Annotated in this window: 20 protein-coding genes; 9 read left to right on the top strand and 11 right to left on the bottom strand. The window is 64.6% G+C overall.

All coding sequences use genetic code 11. The annotated features are described in order from the left end of the window. Positions 1-205 precede the first annotated feature (205 nt). Genes FJ425_RS24805 through FJ425_RS24820 form a run of 4 tightly spaced genes read right to left on the bottom strand, consistent with a single transcriptional unit; the run spans position 206 to position 4,209 of the window. Positions 206-1,363 (bottom strand): ABC transporter ATP-binding protein, encoded by a 1,158-nt coding sequence (locus FJ425_RS24805; RefSeq protein WP_140631834.1) that lies wholly within the window; start codon positions 1,361-1,363, stop codon positions 206-208. After that, positions 1,356-2,498, bottom strand: coding sequence for an ABC transporter substrate-binding protein (locus FJ425_RS24810; RefSeq protein WP_140631764.1), 1,143 nt, complete (start codon positions 2,496-2,498; stop codon positions 1,356-1,358). The genes FJ425_RS24805 and FJ425_RS24810 overlap by 8 nt, the downstream gene beginning before the upstream one ends. Next, a complete protein-coding gene (locus FJ425_RS24815; RefSeq protein ID WP_140631762.1) occupies positions 2,495-3,334 on the bottom strand; it encodes an ABC transporter permease in 840 nt (279 codons plus the stop codon). The genes FJ425_RS24810 and FJ425_RS24815 overlap by 4 nt, the downstream gene beginning before the upstream one ends. After that, positions 3,331-4,209 (bottom strand): ABC transporter permease, encoded by an 879-nt coding sequence (locus FJ425_RS24820; RefSeq protein ID WP_140631759.1) that lies wholly within the window; start codon positions 4,207-4,209, stop codon positions 3,331-3,333. Before FJ425_RS24820 ends, FJ425_RS24815 begins: the two co-directional genes overlap by 4 nt. 458 nt (positions 4,210-4,667) lie before the next feature. Here FJ425_RS24820 and FJ425_RS24825 point away from each other — a divergent pair, with 458 nt between their 5' ends. From FJ425_RS24825 to FJ425_RS24840, 4 genes are read left to right on the top strand one after another with little or no spacing between them, the layout of a single operon-like run. Further along, positions 4,668-5,822, top strand: a complete 1,155-nt coding sequence (locus FJ425_RS24825; RefSeq protein WP_140632072.1) for an acyltransferase — start codon at positions 4,668-4,670, stop codon at positions 5,820-5,822. A gap of 2 nt (positions 5,823-5,824) precedes the next feature. After that, a complete protein-coding gene (locus FJ425_RS24830; RefSeq protein WP_140631756.1) occupies positions 5,825-6,934 on the top strand; it encodes a glycosyltransferase family A protein in 1,110 nt (369 codons plus the stop codon). Next, positions 6,931-7,950 carry a glycosyltransferase gene (locus FJ425_RS24835; protein ID WP_140631753.1) on the top strand — a complete coding sequence of 340 codons (1,020 nt, stop codon included), beginning with the start codon at positions 6,931-6,933 and terminating at the stop codon, positions 7,948-7,950. Before FJ425_RS24830 ends, FJ425_RS24835 begins: the two co-directional genes overlap by 4 nt. Continuing rightward, positions 7,947-9,725 carry an ABC transporter ATP-binding protein gene (locus tag FJ425_RS24840; protein WP_140631749.1) on the top strand — a complete coding sequence of 593 codons (1,779 nt, stop codon included), beginning with the start codon at positions 7,947-7,949 and terminating at the stop codon, positions 9,723-9,725. The genes FJ425_RS24835 and FJ425_RS24840 overlap by 4 nt, the downstream gene beginning before the upstream one ends. A gap of 117 nt (positions 9,726-9,842) precedes the next feature. Here FJ425_RS24840 and FJ425_RS24845 read toward each other — a convergent pair whose 3' ends face one another. Genes FJ425_RS24845 through FJ425_RS24855 form a run of 3 tightly spaced genes read right to left on the bottom strand, consistent with a single transcriptional unit; the run spans position 9,843 to position 14,338 of the window. Beyond that, positions 9,843-11,159, bottom strand: coding sequence for an HlyD family type I secretion periplasmic adaptor subunit (locus FJ425_RS24845; protein ID WP_140631746.1), 1,317 nt, complete (start codon positions 11,157-11,159; stop codon positions 9,843-9,845). Then, positions 11,156-12,901 (bottom strand): type I secretion system permease/ATPase, encoded by a 1,746-nt coding sequence (locus FJ425_RS24850; protein WP_140631745.1) that lies wholly within the window; start codon positions 12,899-12,901, stop codon positions 11,156-11,158. The genes FJ425_RS24845 and FJ425_RS24850 overlap by 4 nt, the downstream gene beginning before the upstream one ends. Positions 12,902-12,913: 12 nt before the next feature. Next, positions 12,914-14,338, bottom strand: coding sequence for a family 16 glycosylhydrolase (locus tag FJ425_RS24855; protein WP_140631742.1), 1,425 nt, complete (start codon positions 14,336-14,338; stop codon positions 12,914-12,916). A 455-nt stretch (positions 14,339-14,793) separates the two neighbouring features. On the opposite strand from FJ425_RS24855, the gene FJ425_RS24860 reads away from it, so the two are divergent. From FJ425_RS24860 to FJ425_RS24870, 3 genes are all read left to right on the top strand, one after another. Continuing rightward, on the top strand, positions 14,794-15,237 hold the full coding sequence (locus FJ425_RS24860; protein WP_140726721.1) for an SRPBCC family protein: 444 nt from the start codon (positions 14,794-14,796) through the stop codon (positions 15,235-15,237). Positions 15,238-15,394: 157 nt separating this feature from the next. After that, entirely contained in the window at positions 15,395-15,625 is a 231-nt protein-coding gene (locus tag FJ425_RS24865; protein WP_140541677.1) for a hypothetical protein, read from the top strand. 69 nt (positions 15,626-15,694) lie between these two features. Continuing rightward, the gene (locus FJ425_RS24870; protein WP_140726724.1) at positions 15,695-15,925 is read left to right on the top strand and encodes a hypothetical protein; all 231 of its coding nucleotides are present in this window, start codon (positions 15,695-15,697) and stop codon (positions 15,923-15,925) included. 44 nt (positions 15,926-15,969) lie between these two features. Here FJ425_RS24870 and FJ425_RS24875 read toward each other — a convergent pair whose 3' ends face one another. From FJ425_RS24875 to FJ425_RS24895, 4 genes are all read right to left on the bottom strand, one after another. Further along, on the bottom strand, positions 15,970-16,674 hold the full coding sequence (locus tag FJ425_RS24875; protein WP_140726727.1) for an SDR family oxidoreductase: 705 nt from the start codon (positions 16,672-16,674) through the stop codon (positions 15,970-15,972). 303 nt (positions 16,675-16,977) lie between these two features. Beyond that, entirely contained in the window at positions 16,978-18,216 is a 1,239-nt protein-coding gene (locus FJ425_RS24885; RefSeq protein ID WP_140726734.1) for a patatin-like phospholipase family protein, read from the bottom strand. A 220-nt stretch (positions 18,217-18,436) separates the two neighbouring features. Further along, the gene (gene dinB, locus FJ425_RS24890; protein WP_140631727.1) at positions 18,437-19,699 is read right to left on the bottom strand and encodes a DNA polymerase IV; all 1,263 of its coding nucleotides are present in this window, start codon (positions 19,697-19,699) and stop codon (positions 18,437-18,439) included. Between the two features lie 270 nt (positions 19,700-19,969). Beyond that, on the bottom strand, positions 19,970-20,350 hold the full coding sequence (locus FJ425_RS24895) for a cupin domain-containing protein (RefSeq protein WP_140541672.1): 381 nt from the start codon (positions 20,348-20,350) through the stop codon (positions 19,970-19,972). Positions 20,351-20,728: 378 nt separating this feature from the next. Between FJ425_RS24895 and FJ425_RS24900 the strand changes: the two genes are divergently transcribed. Then, positions 20,729-20,962 (top strand): polymerase, encoded by a 234-nt coding sequence (locus FJ425_RS24900; protein ID WP_140631725.1) that lies wholly within the window; start codon positions 20,729-20,731, stop codon positions 20,960-20,962. Positions 20,963-21,013: 51 nt separating this feature from the next. Beyond that, positions 21,014-21,265, top strand: a complete 252-nt coding sequence (locus tag FJ425_RS24905; protein ID WP_348639810.1) for a hypothetical protein — start codon at positions 21,014-21,016, stop codon at positions 21,263-21,265. The last annotated feature ends 9 nt before the right edge of the window (positions 21,266-21,274 follow it).

The raw sequence follows: 21,274 nt of genomic DNA on the forward strand, positions 1-21,274 counted from the left end.
CTGATTACTCGGCAGACCTACGGACCGCCAAGGTGGTTCTCCGTCCGGAATTGCGTCAAAGCAAGGACATGGACCCGCTCGCTGTTTCGGTGAAACGGTGAACCGCTCCAGGCACCGCGACCGACGAAAGGCCGCCGCCGTGGTGCATCGATCAGAACGGGACGCGTGGCAACCGCCCATGCCTGGGGGAACGCGGTCGCTGGCTTCAGGAAATTCGCAGCCCGGCCTCGTCCAGCAAGACGCAGTCGTCGGCGTCAAAGCCGAGTTCGACCGCTTCGCCTTCGCGCAGCACGCGGCCGTCGATCGGGGCGTTGGCGCGGATGTTCGCCTTGCCGCCCATGTCGACCTCGTAGATGGCGCTGCCGCCGAGATAGGAGGCCGACACGACCCGGCCGGACAACCGGTTGGCGCTCGTTCCACCGACCGACAGTTTCTGCGGCCGCACCACGACGGTGACGGCGCTTCCCTGCGGCAGCGGCCTGGGTGACAGGACATTAATCGTCTGGCCGCCGGCGAGCGTGACAATGGTCGGCCCGTCGGTTCTGCTCACCGTGCCCGAAAGCATGTTGGCCTTGCCGAGGAAGTCGGCGACGAAGGCGGTGGCCGGCCGCTCATAGACCTCTTCCGGCGTGCCGACCTGCTCGGCCGAGCCGGCATTCATCACCACGATGCGGTCCGACATCGACAGCGCTTCTTCCTGGTCGTGCGTGACGAAGATGGCGGTGATGCCGGTTTCCTTCTGGATCTTCTTGATCTCGACGCGCATCTCCTCGCGCATGTTGGCGTCGAGCGCTGAGAGCGGCTCGTCGAGCAGAAGCACCTGCGGCTCGAAGACGATGGCGCGCGCCAGCGCAATGCGCTGCTGCTGGCCGCCCGACAATTGCGAGGGCAGTTTCTTCTCGCTGCCCGGCAGCCGCACCATGTCGAGCGCCTGGCCGACCTTGCGCTTGATCTCGGGCTTGGCGACGTTGCGATATTTCAGCCCGAAGGCGACATTGTCGAACACGCTCTTGTGCGGAAACAGCGCATAGCTCTGGAACACCAGTCCGATGTTGCGCTTGTAGATCGGCACGTCGTCGACGCGCCGGCCGCCGATCATGATCTGGCCGGCCGAAATGTCGACCAGCCCGGCGATGGAGCGCAGGATCGTCGTCTTGCCGCAGCCCGAAGGGCCGAGCAGCGTGACGAAGCTGCCCTTGCCGATCGACAGGGAGAAATCGCGCACCGCGACGAACTTGCCGTAGGCGATATCGATGTTGCGGAACTCGACCGCGGGGCTGTTCGCCCCGGCGGCCGTGCCCGCGCCTTCCGCCCCGGCCGAGGCCGGCCGGGGATGGATTTTCGTGTCCTGGCTGTCAGGCACCTTTCGAGATCCTGTTCCACTGCTTGGTCCAGGCGTCCTCGTTGGTCGCCCAGTAGGTCGGATCGGCGAAGGTCAACGCCTTCATCGTGCCGGTCGGATCGAATGCCGGCAGCTTTGCGATCTTGTCGGTCAGCTTGACCCTGTTCGGGTCGAGCGACGGCGGATAGCTCTGGCCCTCGGCCACCGCGATCGAGGTCGCCGGATCGAGCATGAAGTTGATCAGCTCCTCGCACTCAGCCATCGGCGAGCCTTTCAGGATCAGCATGTCCTCCATCCAGGCATAGGAGCCGGCCGGATCGAGATAGCCGATCGGGTGGCCCTGATCCTGCAAAGCGGCGACCCGGCCCGACCAGGCATCGGTCACCACGATCTCGCCCTTGGACAGCAGGTCCATCAGCTCGGCGCCGGAGCTCCAGAACTTCTTGGCGAGGTCGCGCGTCTCGCGCACCTTGGCCCAGATCGTGTCCATGTCCTTGAGGTTGTTGGGGTCCTGTCCGGTGGCGAGAGCCGCGTACCAGACGCGCGTCGTCATGTCGGAATAGCCGCCGACCTTGCCCGCATATTTCTTGTCGAGCAGAAGTGCGGCGCCCTTTTCCTTGGCTTCCTCCGGCGAGATCACCTTGGTGTTGTAGGCAATGCCGGTGGTGCCGTAGTCGTAAGGCACGGCCGAAAGCTTCGGCGTCAGCTTACGGAACGGCTCGATCATCGGCTGCAGCACATTCACCATGTTGGGAATGTTGGCCTCGTTGATTTCCGAGGTCAGGCCGCCATTGACGTATTTGATGTAGTAGTTGACGCCCGAGGAATGGATGACCTGGTAGTCGCCGGGCTTCGCCGTCTTGATCTTGGTGATGATCTCGTCCTCGTCGCCGAACGTGCCCTGGACCACCTTGATCTTGGTCTTGGCCGTGTAGGGCTGGAAGGCGAACTTGTCGATCGCGTCCTGCACGGTCCCGCCCCAGCCGTCGAAGCGCACCTGCTCGACCGCGGCAAGCGCCCGGCTCATCCATGGCATGGAGAGGCCGGCCGAGGCCGCGGCAGCCGCGGTCAGGCTCAGGAACGTCCGTCGGCTGAGATCGCCGTTGACATAGCGGTCGTGCAGCCGCTCCAGCCGCTTGGTGGTGGTCAGTTTCATCGTGCTTCCTCCTTGGGTTCGCTACGTCTTCTCAGTTTTGTCAGGCTTTGCATCAGCAGGCCGCCGATCAGCGGGATGCCGACCGTCACCACAATCATCACGGTGCCGAGCGCGTTGATCTCCGGGCTGATCGAGATTTTCAGCATCGAGAGGATTTGCGTCGGCATGGTCTCGACGCCTGCCGGCCGCCAGAACAGGCTGGCCGACGTGTTGTCGAACGAGATGGTGAAGGCGAGCAGCGCGCCGCCGACGACCGCCGGGATGAGCAGCGGCAGCGTGATCTCGCGGAAGGACGAAAAGCGCGAGGCGCCCAGCGAAAGCGCCGCCTCCTCATAGACGCGCCGGATTCCGACCATGCGCGCCTGCGCGATCAGCACCACATAGGGCACGGCTAAAAGGATATGGCCGAGCACCAGAAGCAGCATCGTGCGCGGCTGGTCGATCGCCTTGATCAGCACCAGAAGGCCGACGCCGAGGATGGTTTCCGGCACCAGCGCCGGCAGGATCACCAGCGTGCTCAGCGCCTGCTTGCCGGGAAACTCGAAACGCACCAGCGCGAACGCCGTGACGACGCCGATGGCTGTGGTGACGGCGGCAGTGACCAGCGCGATCCACAGCGAGGTGCGGAAGGCGGCCAGCACGGCTTCATTGCCCATCAGCTTAGCGTACCATTGCAGCGAAAAGCCCGTCATCGGGAAGCCGCCGAACATCGAGGCGTTGAACGATAGGATGACGGTCGCGACGATCGGCGCGAACATGAAGATGTAGACGCAGAGCGTGACGAAGCCGGTCAGCCGCCAGGCCCATCTGCCTTCCTCCTTGCGCCGCGCCTTCATCCGCCCAACCCCTTCACGATCTGCGACATGCCCATGTAGCGGGTGTAGATGGCGGCGAAGAAGCCGAGCAAGAGGAACAGCACGATCGACAGCGTTGCGCCCATCGGCCAGTTCAATTCGCTCATGATGGTGTCGTAGATCAGATTGCCGAACAGCGCGTCGCGGCCCGAACCCAAGAGCTGCGGCGTCACATAGCTGCCGGCCGCCAGCACGAAGCACAGCAGCAGCCCCGCCGCCAGGCCCGGCAGCGACAGCGGCAGGGTCACCTCGCGGAACGCCTGTGCGCTGGTGCAGCCCATCGAGCGCGCCGCCGAGATCAGCGTTCGGTCGATGCCCTCGAGGCTGACATAGACGTTGAGGATCATGTAGGGCAGTAGAAAGTGCAGCAGTCCCAGGATCACCGCGCCTTCGTTGTAGAGCATCGGCAGCGGCGCATTGATGATGCCCATTTTGAGCAGCGCGACATTGATGACGCCCTGTTCGCCAAGGATGTTGATCCAGGAAAAGGTGCGGATGGTGAAGCTGATCCAGAACGGCACGATGAGCAGGAGCAAGAGCAGCCATTTGTGCCTGAAGCTCGTCGCCCAGATGAAATAGGCCGGGAAATAGCCGAGCACGCCGCACAGCAGCGCGGTGATCGCGCCGACTCTCAGCGTCTTCAGAAGGAAGCCGGAATAATAGCTGTCCGTGAAGAATTCCTGCCAGTTGGCGGTGGTCAGCGCGCTGGTTTCGACGCCTGCGGTGACGAAGGTGAAGAACGTATAGGCCGCCATCACCGCGATCGGCAGCACCAGGAAGAAGATCAGCAGCAAGAGCACCGGTGCAACCAGCATCCAGGCCAGGCGCGGATCGTACAAGGTCCAGCGATTGTTCATGCGCACCCGGAGCTAGGCGCCTTCTTCGAGGCGCGCTTATGTTCCCGCAGTGAAGATTGTTTCATTGCCGCCTCTATGTCTACAGGCGGTGATTGAGCCAGAGAGATGGAAGCGAGGAGGGTAACCCCTTTTGGTATGTCGCCGGGTACATTGTGGCGTTGTCTGAGCAGTTCTCCAGCAGCCTCGAAGAGCTTGATGCATCCGCATTGGTTAGAGCCTGCCGCTTCGTCAAAAGAGGCAGAATAGCGGCATAGATGTGTCATTTCCTGGAACGAACAGTCACGTTTTCATTCAGCCTGATAACTATTCTGTGTTGCACCGCACCATTTTGTGCCGCAGTCCTTTAGCGTAGGCGAATATACGGTTTAGGAGTCGGCACGCTTGCGTTTTCCGTTGACCGGCACGGATGTTGCGGCCGGCGGCCCGGGCCATGTCGTCAGCACCAGCGGCTGCGAATGATGCCCGGCGGTCGCGACCTCCAGCTTGACGCGCTCCGGGCTGCTGCCGTCACGCTTGTGCTTTATTCGCATTTCTTCGCGCCCGGCGGCACGTCCTTCCTTGGTCATCTCGGAGTGCGGCTGTTCTTCGTGCTTTCCGGCTTCCTGATCACCAGGCTTTTGCTGGAGGCGCGCGACGCCGACCAATTCGCGGCTGGATCGGCGCTGCGCTCCTTCTATGCCAGGCGCGCGATCCGAATATTCCCGCCCTATTTCGCGGTACTGGCCTTCGTCTGGTTCACCGATCTTGAACAGGCTGGATCGTCGCTCGTCTGGCACGCGCTCTATCTGTCGAACTTCTGGTACGCGCATCGCAACGACTGGACGCCTTGGCTGCTTTGCCATTTCTGGAGCCTCAGCATCGAGGAGCAGTTCTACATCGCCTGGCCGCTGATCGTGCTCCTGGCGCCGCGCAGGCGCATCGAGGCGATCACCATTGGCCTCATCTGCTTCTCGCTCGCCTACCGCTTCTACTGGCCGATCGCCGCCAACCCGGCGCTGGCCCGAGACCTGTTGCCGCCGGCCTCGATGGATGCGCTTGCCTGCGGCGCGCTGCTTGCCGTACGTCGCGCCAGGGGCGCCGGCGTGCCGCGTTGGATGCGGTTCGGCTGGCCGGCCTTCGTGGCGCTCTTCCTACTCGTCGTCTTGTCCGACCCGGGGCCGGCGAACTCGACATGGGAATGGCCGCGCTGGCTCCTGGTGCAGGTGCTGCCGCTGGTGCCGTTGGTGGCGATCGTCTCGATGTGCTCGAACGGCCTTCCCGGCACGCTCGGCTGGCTGGCCGAACTGCCTCCGCTGCTTTTCCTCGGCCGCATCAGCTACGGCGTCTATCTCTATCACGCGATCCTCCTCGCCTATACCGTAAAGGCGCAGCCGTGGATCCCGCTCAACGTCTCGGAGGAGGGGCCGGGCCGCTTCCTGGTCGCGGGCGCCGCCACGCTGATTGTCGCCTCGCTGTCCTGGGTGCTGTTCGAAAAGCCGCTCAACAGCTTCAAGCGCTATTTCCCCTATATCGCGCGGCCACGCGCTCGTGCGCCGAGCGAGGCCCGGCGGTTCGGCGCCACATATCCCGGCGCAAAAGCGGCGCTCGATCTGCAGCCGACGGACCGGAGCTGACAATGATACGCCCGCTCATCTCCGTCGTGCTGCCGATCTACAATGCCGAGCTCTATGTCGGCGCTGCAATCCAATCGATACTGCGGCAGGACTACGAGCGGCTCGAAGTCATCGCCATCAATGACGGATCGACCGACAGGTCGCTGGAAATCCTGGAGCGCTTCCGCAAGGCGGACGGCCGCGTATCCATAATCTCGCGCGAGAATCGCGGCCTCGTCGCCAGCCTCAACGAGGGGCTGTCAATAGCCCGGGGCGAGTTGGTGGCGCGGATGGATGCCGACGACTTTGCCTATCCTTGGCGCCTGTCGCGCCAGGCGGCGCTGTTTGCCGCGCGGCCCGAACTCGGCTTCTGCGGCTCGCTTGTCGACACGCTGCTGCACGGCCGCGTCGCGCGAGGCAGGCTGGATCCGGTGTTCGGCCTCGGTCTCCTCCCCGTGCTGTCGAAGTTCTTCACGATCTTCATGCATCCGACGGTGGTCTACAACCGCCGGGTCATCGGCGAGGCAGACCTGCATTACGATGGCCGCTACCGGCACGCCGAGGATTTCGATCTCTTCCGGCGGCTTGCCGACCGCTATCCGGCGGCGCTGATGCCGGATAGCCTGCTCGTCTATCGCCTGCATCCCGGCAGCGTGACCAGCTTGCATGCAAGCGAGATGCGGCGCACGCACCTCCGGATTGTCGGCGAAAATCTCGAGCGCGAGGGGCTGGCGGACGAAACGCAGGATCTGCGCGCCATTGGCGACAGTGTTTCGTTCGATACCGTGCGCCGCGCGGCCGCGTTCATCCGCAGCCTGGAGGAGCGGATCGCCGAGTTGCCGGCCGCATCGCGGCCGAGCTTCGAGGCCGGCGCGCTGAACCTGTTCTATTTCCTCTACCAGCTCGTCAACGACCAGCAGCGGCCGGCGTTGGCGCATGAGTTGCTGACGCTGACGGCGAAGTGGGACGTCATCCGCCGCCGCGAGAAATACGCGCTGCGCGCCGGCGCCTGGGCGCCCTGGCTGAGCCAGGCTTCGATATGGGCTGGCAAACGCGCGGACAGGGTCGCCTATCGCTTCAAATCCGCGCCGGCGGCGTCCGTGCTTGCGCCTTATCGGATGGGGGCGGCATGAACGCCGATCGCCATCCGCTGCTGCAGCATCTACGCTCGCCTCCCGGCCCGAACCCGCGGCCTGAGGTCTCCTTCATCGTCTGCACGCGTGATCGCGCGGCGGTGCTGAAGTCCTGCATCGATTCGATCCGCGCCGCCTGCCGGACGCATCCTGCCTTCGCCGCCGAGCTGGTGGTGGTCGACAATGGCTCGCGCGACGGTACGGCCGACTATCTCTCGCGGATCGCCACGACGTCCGACATGGCGCTGACGGCTATCTGTGAGCCACGGCCCGGACTGGCGGCGGCGCGCAATGCCGGGATGGCGCGGGCGCGCGGGCGCGTGCTGGTCTTCGTCGACGACGATTGCCGGCTCGACCGCGACTATCTCGTCGACCTCGAGCGGCATTATGCGAGCGGCGAGAAATGGCTAATCCGCGGCGGCCGCGTCGAGATCGGCGACGCCGGGGACCTGCCCTTCACCATCAAGCGCTGCGAACAGCGCAAGCGGCTGACGCGCGCCGTCCATCCGGGCGGCTTCGTGCTCGGCTGCAACATGACCATGCATCGCGATGTTGCCGCCTTGATCGGTCCCTTCGACGAACGCTTCGGCGCCGGCGGAGCGCTGCGCTCGGCCGAGGATACGGATTACCTGGTGCGCGCCATGCTGGCCGGCATGGCGGTGGAGTATGTGCCGGATATGACGATCTTCCACCATCATGGAAGGCGCGACCGCAGGGCGATCGAACGGCTGCACCGCGACTATCACTTCGGCAACGGTGCGCTCTGCCTGAAACACATGCGCCGCGCCCCGTGGCTGCTTCGTCACTTTTACTGGGCAACGCGGGCGGCCACGCGCGAGCTCTTCGGCGGTCCGCGCTTCGACCAGGAGCTCAGCCTGTCGCACTGGCCGATCGTGCTGATGAACCTGGCGGGCGCGGCGAAGTTCATGGCCTTGGTGCTTGCCGGGCGGCCTGACCGGCAGGAGCGGCCCGCCCAGGAAACCACCGAGGCCAGGGCCGAGGCCGGCGCGCGATGATCGAACCCAAAGCCCCTATCTTGTCGATATTGCAGCGCGCGCTCGGACGGCGTCAGCTCGGCCTGATGCCCGTCGTCGTCGTGCTCGGGCTTGCAAGTGCCGCGCTCGAAGGGCTCGGCATCGGGCTGATCATCCCGCTGCTTGGCATCATCATGGGCCATGGCGCGACGACGGGCATGGCCGGCCTCTCCGCCCTCCTGCAGAAGGTCGGCGCCGGGCTAGGCGAGCGTGAGCGGCTGATTGCGATTTCGGCCGCTATCCTCGGCTCGATCCTGCTCAAGAACCTCCTCGCCTTCGCCAATTCGGTGCTGACCGCTCATATCTACGGCAAGGCGAGCCAAGCGATACGCGGCGCCTTGGCCGAGCGGCTGCTCAATGTCGGCTATCCCTTCTTTCTCAGGCAAAGCCCGGGCCGCTTGCTCAACATCATCTCCAGCGAATCCTGGCGGGCGTCGGACGCCATCCAGGGTATGCTCAGCGCGATCGTCAGCGCCTCGGCGGCGCTCATCCTGCTCGCCTTTCTGTTGCTGCTCTCGTGGCCGATGACGCTCCTGGTGATGCTGGGGCTGGCGCTGGTGCAAGCGGCGCATATGGCGCTGTCGGCGCATCTCAGGGCGCCCAGCCGCAATGTTTCGGCGCGCAACAGCGCCCTGGCCTCGCAAATGCTGCATCTCGTCCATGCCGGCCGGCTGATCCGCATCTTCGGCCAGGAGGCGCGCGAGAAGGCGGCGTTCGAAAAGGCATCCGACGGCGTGCGGCGCGCGGCCTTCCTGCTCTCAAACCGCCAGGGCGCGCTGGGGCCGCTGACCGAAGTTCTGCACGCCATGCTGTTCCTGGCGGTGGTGATCGGCGCCTGGCTTGCGGGCTTGAGTTTCCCGCTGGTCGCCGCCTTCCTCATCCTGCTCTACCGCCTGCAGCCGCATGTCAGAGCCTTGCAGATGACCTGGAGCCAGTTGCAGGGTCTTTCCGGCTCGCTGGAAGAGGTGACCTGGCTGCTCGATCCCGATGGCAAGCCCGCTCCGCCCGAGGGCAGCCGGCAGTTCGCCACTTTAAGCAAAAAAATCGCCTTCGAGGGCGTGAGCTTCAGCTATGCCAATGAGGAGCAGCGCGCGGCGGTGCTGCATGCGGCGAGCTTCGACATCGTGAGCGGGCACTCGACGGCGCTGATCGGCCGCTCCGGCGCCGGCAAAACGACGATCGTCAACCTGCTCTGTCGCTTCGTCGAGCCGGATGCAGGCAAGATCCTCGTCGACGGCGCGCCACTCGGCGAGATCGACCCGGCCGACTGGCGCCGCCACATCGCTCTCGCCAGTCAGGAGCTGGAGCTGGTCGACGGTACGATCCTCGACAACATCACCTATGGCAAGGACGCGGCGACGTTCGAGGAGGCCCGCCGCGCCGCCGAGCTTGCCGAGGCGCACGGCTTTATCGAAACGCTACCCCAAGGCTACCAGACGGTGGTCGGCTATCGCGGGGTGAACCTTTCGGCCGGGCAAAGGCAGCGCATCGCGCTCGCGCGCGCTCTTGTACGCGACCCCGACATATTGATCCTCGACGAGGCCACCAACGCAGTGGACGGGCTTTCGGAAGCGGCGATCGTCGAGACGCTGAAGTCGCGCGCCGGCCGCCGCACCACGATCGTCATCAGCCACCACCGCAGCACGATCTCGTTCTGCGACGACCTGGTGATCCTGGAGCATGGTAGAGTGAAGAAACAGGCGCCGTTCACTGAGATGGCGAAGCTCACCATGGATGAGTTGTATCGGCCGGAGTGAGGAGCACGAGCAGGGGCTCGCCCGCATCGTCTTCGTCATCACTTCCTCCTCCGATGTGCCGAAGCGAGGACGGTTCTGGCGCAAAACGGTCGTTCCGAGGCGGCCGGAAGGGCTGCCCTACCTTTCCCTGAACGCCCGTGCGAACGAGTCCATCATCGGGCGTACCAGATACTCGAAGAAGGTCCGGTTGCCGGTGCTGATGAAGGTGTCGACCGGGGTGCCGGGATAGAGCTGGTCCGCCTTCACGCCGGGGGGCAGGGCATCAGCGATCTTCAGCCTGGCGCGGAAATAGGGTTCGTGGGTGGCCTCGTCGATCAACCGGTCGGCAGAGATCTCGCTCACCGTGGCCGGGACTTCCGGCGTCAGGCGCGTGTTGAGCGCCGACAGCCGGAGCTTTGCCTGCTGGCCGACATGCACCTGGTCGATGTCCTTCGGCCGCAGCCTGGCGTCGACCACCAGGCCCGAGGTCGTGGGCAGGATCTCCATGATCTTTTCGCCGGGCGCGACCACGCTGCCTTGCGAATTGTAGGTCGAGGAGACGACGATGCCCGCGGCCGGCGCGGTGATCGTCGTGCGCTTCAGCACCGCTTGCGCGGCGCGCATCCGCTCCTCGATGTCTGCGAGGTTGGTGCGCACATCGTCGAGCTTCGTCAGCGCCTCCTCGACGCGCTGCGTGGTCGCGCGTTCGGTCTGCGCCTCCGCTTCCACGATCTGCGTGCTGGCCGAGGCGAGGTCCGCCTCCAGCGCGCCGGCTTGGCCGACGAGGTCGGCCTCCGAGCGCAAAAGCTGCGAATATTCCCTGCGGTCGGTAAGGCCTCGGTTCAGAAGGTCGGTCTTGATGCCGAGCTCCTTCTTCACCACCTCGGCCTGCTGCTCGATTGCCGTCTTCTGCGCGTTCAGCCCTTTGACCGACTCGCGATGCATGGCGACGCGCTGCGCCAGGATCGACCGCTCCGACCGGAACCGCGCAAGCCTGGCGTCGAATTCCTTCTGCTGCTCGCGGATGAGGTTTTCGAATTCCTGCTGGAACGGCGCCGGCGCGGGCTCGGCGATCGGCGCCAGCGTGGCGAGGCCGTCGCGCTCGGCCTCCAGCCGCGCCGCGCTGGCCTTGAGCGCGATCCATTGTCTCGTCAGCCGGTTGAGATCGGCTTCCGCGGCGGTCCGGTCGAGCAGGATGAGGTCCTGGCCTTCCCGCACGCGGTCGCCTTCATGCGCCAGCAACTGCCTGATGATGCCGCCCTCGCGATGCTGGATCAGGATGTTGCCGCCGGTCGCCGCGATTGTGCCCTGCGTGATCACTGCGCCTGCCAGCGGCGCACTCGCCGCCCAAAAGCCGAAGCCGCCGACCATCAGCGCGATCGCCGCGTAGCCGGCGACGGCCGTGCGCCGGAAGTCAATGCGCGGGCGGCTTTCGAGGATGAGGCTCTGCGTCATCGTCCAGGACCCGTGGCGATGCTGTGCGAGGCGCGGATGGTCGGCGCGAACGATCCTGTGACCACCGTGTTCCGCTGCTTGCCCGGCTGGCGCAGCACCTCGGCGCTCGGTCCGAACGCCTCGATCGCGCCGCCGCGCAAGACCATCACACGGTCGCAAGCCGTGGCGATCGAGGGGCGATGCGTGATCACGATCGTGGTAACGCCCGCAGCGCGGGCCGCCGCGAGCACCGCTTCCAGTGCCGTCTCTCCGGCGCCGTCGAGATGCGTGCTCGGCTCATCCAGCACCAGGATACGCGGATTGCCGTAGAAAGCGCGTGCCAGTCCGATCCGCTGCCGTTCGCCGCCCGACAGCGTCCCGGCGATCATTGTCTGGTAGCCGTCACGCAGCGAAAGGATCAGCTCATGCGCCTCGGCGCGCTTTGCCGCTTCCACGATCGCGGCGTCGTCCGCCTGCGCGTCGAAGCGGGCGATGTTGTGGGCGATCGAGCCGGGGAAAAGCTCGACCTCCTGCGCCAGATAGCCGATATGCCGGCCGAGCTGGTTTTCGTCCCATGTCCTGAGCTCCGCGCCGTCGATCCTGATCGTACCGCCGCTCGGCCGGGCGGCCCCGACGACCAGCCGCGCCAGCGTCGACTTTCCGGCACCGCTTGGGCCGACGATCGCCACCGCCTCGCCGGCCTGAATCGCGAAATTCAACCGCTTGAGAATGGGTTCGGCGCCAAAGGCGGCATTTGGCGCGATGAAGAAAAGATCCTGTGCCGAAATCGCGCCGGTCGGGTCGGGCAAGACGAGCTTGCGCGTCTCTGCCGGCTGCGCCGCGAGCGCGGTCCCCAGGCGCGTCCAGGCACGCCTGGCCTCACCGAGCTGCCGCCAGGAACCAATCAATTGGTCGAGCGGCTGCAGCGCGCGCGACGACACCAGGGAGGAAGCGAAGATCATGCCGGCCGTCATCTGGCCCTTGAGCACCAGCCAGGCGCCGGTGCCGAGGATCGCCAGCTGCAGCATCATGCGCAGTGCCCTGGAAGCGCCGCTGAAGATCGCGTTGGCGCCGGCCGAGCGGTCATGCAGGGCAAGCGCCTCCGACACATGCCGGCCCCATGCGCGCGCGGCGTTCTCCACCATACCCATGGCGCGCAGCGTCTCGGCGTTGCGGGCGAAGGCCTGCTCGGCCCGGCTGGCCAAGGCCGAACGCTCCGCCGAGAGCGCATCGTTCCTGCCGATAGCAAGCTGGTTGGCCACGACCAGGATGACCAGCAGCGTGGCGCCGCCGAGCGTGACCCAGAACAGCAGCGGATGGATAAGATAGAGCAGGCCAAGAAAGACCGGCGCGAAGGGCAGGTCGAACAGCACCGAAACACCGCGCGAGCGGATGAAGGCGCAGACCGAGGCAAGGTCGGTGAGCGGCGACGGCGCATTGCCGGAACCGAGCGAAGCGGCGAACGCTCTGGCGCCAAGCCTGTCATTGACCGTCGCCGCGACGCGCTGCGTGTAGACGGCTCGGACGGCGTCGAGAAAGCCGAGGAAACCGAGCGCCGCGACTGCGATGACCGACAGATAGACGAGCGTCTCGACGCTGGAGGAGGGCAGCACCCGGTCATAGACCTGGAGCAGGTAGAGCGGGATGACCAGGAGCAGAAGGTTGATGAGCAGCGAGAACAGGCCAACATCGGTCACGGCGCGCAGGAACATCGGCCGCAGGCCGGCCTGCCTGATCGCACCCGGAGCGCTCTCCTGTGACATTGGCTCGGCCGCCTAGGCTGTGTGTTCGCCCGTGACGTTCAAATGGCTCTGCTGCAGCTCATCCAGCGTGTAGGCGTGGATATAGTCGATCTTCATCTGGGCCGGCGTGGCGAGATGGTCGGGCGGCGCGCCGGCTTGGCCGCCGATCGCGAGATCCACCAGCATGTACATCGGCTTGTTCATGTCGGACGGCGTCGCCGCTTCGGCGACCTGCATGCCGTCATAGGTCCAGACCAGCTTGTCCGGGGTCCAAAGGAGGCCATAGGTATGGAAGCCGGCGGTGTCCATGACGTTCACGGTGGATCCGACCATCGTGTGCTGGCCCGTCTGGTTGGTGTGCGCGGTCATCAGCAGCGAATTCGGTTTCTGTCCGTACATCTCCATCACGTCCAGCTCCGGCGGCCAGGAGCCGTCTTCCGGCAGCAGCCAGAAGGCCGGCCAGGCGCCGGCGTGTTCCGGCAAGTCGGCCTTCATTTCGAAATAGCCATAGGTCTGCGAGAAGGAGTCATGCGTGGTCAGGATGCCGGAGGTGTATTCGTAATTGTTGATCAGCGGCTTGATGTCGGCCGGTGCCTGCGCCGCGGTGATGGTGAGGACCCCGTCCTGCACGCTGAACGGATGCACCGAGCTGGTCGGGGCGTAATTGGCGTCGATATACCACTGCAGCTCGCCATTTCGGGTGAGCGTGCTGCCGTTCGGCGCCCCCCACCAGAAATTGGTGTCCCAGGTGCCGCCTTGGGCGTTGTGAAGATTGAGCGTGTTGAACTCGTCGCTGAAGGACAGCGTCATGCCGGACTTGTCGATCGGCAGCTCGAACTGGTTGGGCTGCAGCTTGTCGATGGTCATGTTCTTGAATTCGAGGATCTCGCCCGATCCGAGGTTCAGCACCACATTGGGTCCCGCTTGGATCATGTTCTGGTGGATGGCCGCGAACGATGTGAACCCGTAGCCATCGAGACGCACGGTGTCGTTCGAGGCGAAATTGACGATCGAGTCGCTCCCATTGCCCTTCGCGATGATGAAAGTGTCGGCGCCGCCGCCGCCGTCGATCAGGACATCGTTGCCTGCGCCGCCGTCGATCGTCTGGCCGCCCGCCGTGGCCGTGATGATGTTGTCCAGCGCATTGCCGAAGGCGTAGTTGTGAGCGTTGGTGACGACGAGGTTTTCGACATTGTCCGGCAGCGTGTAGCTCATCCATGTGTTGATCGTGTCGACGCCCTGCCCAGGGTTCTCGACCACTTTGTTGCCCGCCGAATAGAGGTAATAGATGTCGTCGCCGGCGCCTCCATACATGGTGACGTTGACGCCGCTGGTGGCCCAGATGGAGTCGTTGCCGCTGCTGCCGTTGAATGTCGGTCCGGACGTTGCCGAAAACCAATGATTGGAAGCCCCGCTATAATAAAGAGGAACGCCTACCGCGTTGACAACGAAACTCATCGGACACTCCTTCCGCGCTGCCCCGCCCGGATGGCTCGTTGCAAGTTCAAGTGCCTGATCCGAACCAACTTGCAGCACGGGCTATCGTTCCCGAAAACAAGCATTTAGTACAGTGAAAATTACCGGTTTTTTTATCGATATTTTATGCAGATAGAATAAGTGAGGCCTAATACAATTATGAGGCGAGCCGTTTTCAATTTTACTTAATTTTTGCAAGGTTTTGGTCCGCTCATGCTGCGCGAGAACGACGCCCGCCTGAAGCGGCGCTTGAGATAGCTCCGCCCGGCCAGCCCGCGCCGCGGACGCCCAGCCTGATCCTAGCTTAATATCCGCTCCTGCATTGGAAGGCGCACGGTAGGTGCGGGCAGAAAAAATTTGACAGCCTCTGTCGGATAGGCCGGAGTCCAACCGTCCTTGGGCCATCGATCAGCCAAACCGAAAAGGGATATCGAGACATGCCGAGCACCATTCAACTGCACCGCGTCCTGGCGACCAAGCCGGAGAAGGTTTACCGCGCGTTCGTCGAGGCCGATGCGCTGGCGAAATGGCTGCCGCCAAACGGTTTTACTTGCACGGTCCACGAGTTCGAGGGCAAGGTCGGCGGCGCCTACAAGATGTCCTTCCGCAATTTCACCACCGGCGACAGCCATTCCTTCGGCGGCGAATTTGTCGAATTGGTTCCGAGCGAGCGCCTGCGCTACACCGACCGCTTCGACGATCCCAACCTGCCGGGCCAGATCGAGGTGACCGTGATCCTGACGAAGGTTTCGGTAGGCACCGAGGTCAACATCACCCAGGCCGGCATCCCGGACGCCATCCCCGCCGAGGCCTGCTATCTCGGCTGGCAGGAATCGCTGCGCAACCTGGCCAAGCTCGTCGAGCCCGAGATCAACCAGTAAGGTCGGAGCAATTCCAGGAAAAGTGCGTAGGTTCCGGCGCCTTCGCCGTAACCTACTGGAATTGCGTCAAGATGAGAGCGGGCGGCGGTCGGTCTTCCGGCCGCCGCCTTACCCAAGGTAAGCAAAATTTCACCAAGTGCTGTTAAAAGCTGCTTCCATGGATCGCAACAAGAACAATGACCTGTTTGTGCTGATGGCGGCGCTCGCCGCCATCGCGATCTACAACATTGCCTGCGGCATCAAGACAGGCGAAGTCCGCGGCAAGTTGCATTGGGTCGCTTTGGCGGATGATCCGACACGTTTTTGGAACATCGTGGTCGGCAATTCGATCGTCCTGGTGGCTTCGATAGCCTTTCTGTGGGTGCTCAATTCCCGCAGACCCGGATAACTTGCAGCGCCGCCCGCGTCGTCCGCACGCGATAAGCAAAATTTCATCGGACGCAGCTAGACGTGCTCCATGGATCGCAACAAAAACGACGCCGTCTTTGTCGTGATGGCGGCACTCGCCGCCTTCGCGATCTATAACCTTGCTCGCGGCCTGAAGACCGGAGAGATCCGGGGAAGGCTCAGCTGGATTTCGTGTGCGGACGACCCAGCGCGTTTTTGGAACAACGTTGTGGGCAACGTGGTCGCCGTCGTTGCGTTGCTGGGTGTTCTTTTGCTGCTGCATCGTCGCCGCAGCAAATGACGTGTCGCCCGGCTATGCCGGGCGCCGTCCCTCGGCCATGCGGCTTATACTGCCCTTGTGATGCCGCCATCGACGCGGATGTTCTGCCCGGTGATGTAGGCGGCCCCGTCCGAAGCGAGGAACGAGATCGTCGCGGCGATCTCATCCGACGTGCCATAACGCTTCATCGGCACGCTTTCGCGGCGCTCGGTCGTCGCCGGCAGGCTGTCGATCCAGCCGGGCAGCACATTGTTCATGCGGATGTTGTCGCCGGCATAAGTGTCGGCGAAGATCTTGGTGTAGGCGGCAAGGCCGGCGCGCGCCACCGCCGACGTCGGGAACATCGCGCTCGGCTCGAACGCCCAGGCGGTCGAGATGTTGATGATGACGCCACCCTTCTGCTTCTGCATCACCGGCGTCACCAGCCGGGTCGGGCGCACGGCGTTGAGGAAATAGGTGTCGATGCCCTTGTGCCAATCCTCGTCGCTGATCTCGATGATCTGCGCGCGCGGCCCGTGGCCGGCGCTGTTGACCAGCACGTCGATGCGGCCCCAGCGCTCCATCGCCCCGTCGGTAAGGCGCTTCAGATCCTCATTCGACTGGTTGGAGCCGGTGACGCCGAAGCCGCCGAGCTCCTTGCCCAGCGCCTCGCCCTTGCCGGAGGAGGACAGCACGCCGACCTTGAATCCGTCCGCCGCCAGGCGCTTGGCCGCCGCTGCGCCCATGCCGCTGCCGCCCGCCGTCACCAAAGCTACCTTTTCTGTCGCCATGTCGCTATCCATCCCGGGTGTTTAGGTTGAAAGCGATCCTGTTAGCATGCGCAGGGCAGGGGATGAACCGGATTGGATTGCGCCAAGGCGATTGATAATTGGCGAAGGCGGCAGAACTGCCAATCTCCCCCCAAGTGGGGGAGATGCCCGGCAGGGCAGAGGGGGGCGCTGTCCCGCCGACGCCGCCGTGCCTTTTGATTTGGCGAGCGATCCAAGCTCGAACAACGCCTCATTCCTTCGCGCCCCCCTCTGTCCTGCCGGACATCTCCCCCACAAGTGGGGAGATTGGCAGTTCGAGCACCCTCAAACCTTGAAGCCACTCATCACCATCCTCGACATTCGCGCGCAGCGGCCGGGCTTCACGTCGCCCGCTTTCAGCGGCACGCCCTTGCCGGCAGCCACCGCCGGCTCGTACCAGCCGCGCAGCGCCTGGTCGGCGGCGCAATAGCCCCAGTTCACCAGATCGACCGTCTCTTCGCTGCCCAGGAAATGCAGCGAGGTGCCGATATCGGCAGGCGCGGTGGCGGCGGTCTGCACGAAGGTCGGCTCGGTCGTGTCGGGCTTGCTGGCGATCGACCAGAAGACGCCGCGCGTCGCCGCATAGCCGGGCCGGGTCGCGTCGTTGGCCAGGCCACGGTCGTCGGCGTCCTTGGCCGCCTGGAAGCGCGCCACCAGATCCCGACGCCTGAGCGAGCGCACCTGATTGTCGGTGGTGTCGAGCACGCGCTTCAATTGCGAGAACCAGTTCCGATAGCCGGCGCTCGAAGCATGCCAGGGCGCGCCGGCGTCGCTGACCAGAAGCCAGCGGCAGCGTCTCAGCGCCGGCTCGATGCCGTGATTGTCGTAGACGCCGCCATCGGTGAGCACGGCGCGCCGCGGCGGCACCGGCGGGCCGACAGAGGGGTCGAGCTTGTCGTTCTTCCACGCGAAGGGCGTGAGGTCGAGCCGCAGCGGCGACAGGAAAGGCGGGAAGGCCGAGGAGGCGGCAATTGCGAGAGCCAACGACAGGTCGGCCTGGTAGGCGACGCCGATGCGGTAGTCGGCGATGTAGCGCCGCGACAGCCGGAACAGCGAGCCGGTGCCGAGATTGCTGGAGCAGAACACGAACCAGGGTTTTTCCGGCAGGCTCTTCAACATCGGCCTCGAGCCGGCAAACAGATGTTTCTCGTAGCAGGCGGCGACTTCGCGCGCCGCGCTCGAAAACGGGTTGAGCAGACCTTTGAGGATCGCCGGCGCGTCGAGGAAGACTTTCGAGAACTCCAGGATCCTGTCCAGATAGATATTGAAATTGGCGGCGACACCGTCGACGAAGGCGAAACGTGGCCAAAGCACCGCCAGCAGCCCGGCGGCGATCGAGCCGCCCGAGACCGAGCTTACCATGTCGAGTTTCTGGAGCAGCCCGGCCTCGTTGAGGCGGCATAGCGCGCCGGCATGAAACAGCATGGCGCGGTAGCCACCGCCCGACAGGCAGAGGCCGAGATCGTAGCGCTCGGGCGCGCTGCCATCCGCGTCCGGTGGTGATCCCGCCGCAATCGGCTCCATCGCGGCCCCCTTTGCCTCTCCGGCGTCCTTAAGCCTGGCTTTGGGCAATCGAGCCCAGCACCGATGTTCTTGCAAGTGGGGGAACGCGTAACTTCACAAATCGGAAACCGGCCCGCGCCGACGGATGGGGAGGTTACCCGAAGCGGTCGGTACGTAGCGCACGGACGGCGCCTAGGCTTTCGCCAATCTCCAATGCCGCCAGAGGAGATGCCTTAGCCACTCACAACTCCTTCTCGGCCAATTCCCTAAACCCGTCCGGCACCGAGCGCGGGCCTTCCAGCGCCACCGTGCCGTAGCCGACCGCCTCGTTGCCGAAGCGCTGGCGGATCTTGTCCATCGCCCGGTCGGCGCCGAAGCGTGCGAGACCTTTGCGGCTGCCGGGCCTCAGCTTCTCGTCCGCCAGCCCGAGCGGCAGTTCGAGCTGCAGCTCGGCATGCTCCTCCAGATGCGAGACGGAGATGGCGAGCAGCGAGATGTCCCTCTCGTCCGGATGGGCGGCAAGCACGCCGCGCACCAGTTCCTCGGCGATCTCCGCCAGCATCGCGGTCGCCTGGATCGGCTGGTCGAGCGTGATCGAGCGGCTCACTGCCCGCAGATCGGCGAAGCGAACCCGCACCGTCACCGTGCGCCCGGGCCGGTCCTTGGCGCGCAGGCGGCTGGCGACGCGGTCGGCCAGATGCAGCAGCGTCGGCACGAAGACGCGCGGCACCGCCGGCTTCCTGCCGAGCGCCGATTGCGCGCCGGCAGAATGCGCGCGGCGGTGTGTCTCGAGTTTTCGCGGGTCGCGGTTCCAGGCGAGCGCGGCAAGCTTCTGGCCGGCGGCGTGGCCGATCAGCCGCTCCAGCGCGCCGCTATGGGTGCGCGCCAGCTGCCCGATCGTCTCGACGCCGATCTCGGCCAGCCTGGCCTTGGTCGCCGGGCCGACACCCCACATCAGCGTGACAGGCAGGTCGTGCAGGAAGGCGAGCTCGCTGCAGGGCTCGACCACCACCAGCCCGTCGGGCTTGGCCACCTGCGAGGCGATCTTGGCCAGATGCTTCGTCCGCGCCACGCCGATCGAGATCGGCAGACCGAGCTCGGCCTTCACCCGCTCGCGGATTTTTCGCGCGATCTCTTGCGGCGATCCGAACAGATGCGTGCAGCCGGCGACGTCGGCAAAAGCCTCGTCGATCGAGATGCGCTCGACCGCCGGCGTGAAATCGTCGAGCACCTTGATCGCGGCGTCGCCGAGGCGCTGGTACTCGGAAAAATGACCGCCGACGAAGATGAGCTGAGGGCAGAGCTCGCGCGCTTTGCGGCCCGGCATGCCGCCGCGCACGCCAAAGATTTTCGCCTCATAGGAGGCCGCCAGCACCACGCCCCCGCCGACTGCGATCGGCTTGCCACGCAATGACGGATCGAGCAGCTGCTCGACCGAGGCGTAGAAGGCGTCGAGGTCGGCATGCAGGATGGTGGCGGCCGCGGCGGTGTTCGTGGCGGCCATCGCGCGCTCCCATGGCCATTTGTGTGGCATTGCAGCATTAGCTGCGTCTTTTGTAAGGGGAATTAACGGAACATAAAGAGAACAAAAGAAGCTCTCTGTCAAGCCACCACGCTTGGCCGTGCAGGTTTCCACAACTGGGGGCGCAGCCACAGATAGAACGCCGGTTGTGCGCGTGACCTTTGCGCGGGAGACGCCGCCGCAGGCTGAGGAGGGATCGCCTCGCGAGGCGATCCCTCCTTCGCTTCTGAACGTAAATTGCGACTGTCTGCGCTATGCCGGCTTGGCGTATTGTTCGGCGCTCAGCACCTCGATGCATTGGAACGGCTGGTTGCCTTCCACCCAGGCGTCGTGGCCGGGCGGGATGGTGTAGGAAGTGCCGGCCTCGATGGTCTTTTGCGTGCCGTCGGTCATCCGTATGGTGATCGAGCCGGACACGGCATAGCCGACATGCGAGACTTGGCAGCTGTCGGTCTTGACCACCGGCTTCACGCATTCGGACCATTTCCAGCCCGGCTGCATGTTCATCCGCCCGAGCGTATAGCCCGGCAGCCGCACGATCTCGACACGCGTCTTGGCGGGCGCGCGGACCTCGTCGGGATTGTTGTGCGATTTGGATTCGAGTTTCGTCACCTTCATTGCAACTTCGGCCATGGTATCCCTCCCATGTGTGAAGCGGCGCCTGACGTTGCGATCGTCGGCGACCGCGACTGTATTCATAAGCCTTATTATGAGCGATTGCTAATTAATTGAGGCGACCGCGAGTTCAGCCGAATGCTTGGCGCATTGTCGTGGGAGGCTGATATTCCGACCCTCGGGCGACGGTCCCGGGCCATCTTCGGACCGAAGTCCCATCGCACGAACGCAGAGGCCTGAGACGCCTATTTTCAGGAAACAACGACGGCACCAAAATCATTGGCTAGCAAGCCGCCGGACAAAGTCCCTTCATCGGCGGTTGACCACGGCGTGCCCGCTATTCCTGCGATATGGCGGGCACGCCTTTCCCTGAAACCGCTCCTGGAGTTGCCGGCCGTGCAACCCGGTAAGATGATCGCCAATCTGTTTGCCGCGCTGCTTCTGGCCGGCCTGGTCGGCGGCGTCTTCTTCGTCTTCGGCAGGCCGCTCTGGCCCGAGCGCCAGGCCCGTATGGTGATCCTTCTTCCGATCGATACGATTGCCACCGGATCGCTGCGCCGAGCCTGCCTCGAGCCATGCCTCCCGGCCCGTTTCGATCTCAAGCTCGCGCCCGCCAGGCCGCGCGGATGAAACCGGGCGCGGGAACCAGTCCGCGCCCCGGGCCGTTGACGGAACGAAGGGATGGCGCTGGCGGAGGCCGCCATGGACAATTTCGACCTCATCGATCTTCTGTGCGTCATCGACGCCTGCGTGAGCGACCGTTCGGCCGGCCGTATTGTGCCGATGTCGAGGGCCGTCGAGGAGTTGCGCGTCCTGACCGGCGATTTCGTCTCGTCGGATGAGGACGCGGCCAACGCCTTGACGCAGGTCGCGCTCAAGCGCGGCTGCGCCGTGCTCTTCGACGAGCGAGCGGGCGCGGATATTGTCGGCTAGGCGCAATCT

Origin of the sequence: Mesorhizobium sp. B2-7-2 (assembly GCF_006440775.1) — a bacterium.
Lineage (GTDB): Bacteria > Pseudomonadota > Alphaproteobacteria > Rhizobiales > Rhizobiaceae > Mesorhizobium.